This is a genomic window from Microvirga aerilata (genome assembly GCF_016743775.1).
GTDB lineage: Bacteria > Pseudomonadota > Alphaproteobacteria > Rhizobiales > Beijerinckiaceae > Microvirga > Microvirga aerilata.
In genome coordinates this window covers 1-1,213 of sequence record NZ_JAEQMY010000296.1, presented here as the reverse complement: position 1 = coordinate 1,213, position 1,213 = coordinate 1, and the positions used below count along the sequence as shown (strand labels likewise).

At 61.3% G+C, this 1,213-nt stretch carries 1 protein-coding gene; it reads right to left on the bottom strand.

What is annotated here, in order from left to right:
- On the bottom strand, window positions 1-1,213 hold a 1,213-nt coding region (gene glgC, locus JKG68_RS32445; RefSeq protein ID WP_202066550.1), incomplete at both ends, for a glucose-1-phosphate adenylyltransferase.

Genomic DNA, 1,213 nt, shown 5'->3' with positions numbered 1-1,213 from the left:
CGATCATAGGCTGTGTGATCAGGCAGATGCCGCTCTCGGTGCGCCGGAAGCGTTGCAGGTCCAGGTCAGGATCCTCTCCCACCACCAACCCCTCCGGGATCCGAACACCACGATCAACGATGACCTTGGTCAGGTGAGCCGAGCGGGCGATCTCGACCCCGGGCAGCACCACCGCATCCTCCAGGTGCGCACCGGGATGAACCCGGGTGCCGGTGAACAGAAGCGAGCGCCGAACGGTGGCTCCTGAGATAATGCAGCCGCCCGACAGGATAGCATTGACGGCCTCACCCCTACCCGCCTCATCCGGGATCAACTTTGCTGGAGGGGTGATCTCGGAGTAGGTCCAGATCGGCCAAGAGGTGTCGTAGAGATCCAGGCCTGGCGTGGCTTCGGTGAGGTCGATGTTTGCTGCCCAGTAAGCATCCAGTGTACCGGCATCCCGCCAGTAAGCTTCAGCCTCATTCGATGATCGTACACAGGAGCTTGTAAAACGATGGGCCACCGCTTTGCCGTGGGTGACAAGGTAAGGGATGAGGTCCTTGCCGAAGTCACGGCTGGAGCCAGGGTCGGCCGCATCGCGTCTGAGCTGATCCAGCAGAAAGCGGGTGGTGAAGACGTAGATGCCCATGCTGGCCAGCGCCATCTCAGGCTTGTCGGGCATGCCGGGCGGGTCCTTCGGCTTTTCCAGAAACGAGATGATGCGGTCCTCGTCATCCACCGCCATGACCCCGAAGCCGCTCGCCTCACCTCGGGGTACCTCAATGCACCCGACGGTAACATCTGCCCCCTGGCTCACATGCTGCTGGAGCATGATCTCATAGTCCATCTTGTAGATGTGATCGCCAGCCAGGATCACGATGTACTCAGGGCCATAGCTCTCGATGATGTCGAGGTTCTGGTAGACGGCGTCCGCGGTGCCCTCATACCACATCATCTCGGAGACGCGCTGGCTGGCGGGCAGGATGTCAAAGCTCTCGTTGCGCTCGTGTCGGAAGAAGTTCCAGCCCCGCTGCAGGTGCCGGATGAGGCTATGAGCCTTGTACTGAGTGGCAACAGCGATGTGGCGGATGCCCGAGTTGAGGGCGTTCGAAAGGGCGAAGTCGATAATGCGTGACTTGCAGCCGAAGTACACCGCTGGCTTGACCCGCTTGTCGGTGAGTTCCAGGAGGCGACTGCCGCGGCCGCCGGCCAGAACAAAGGCCATGGTGCAGCG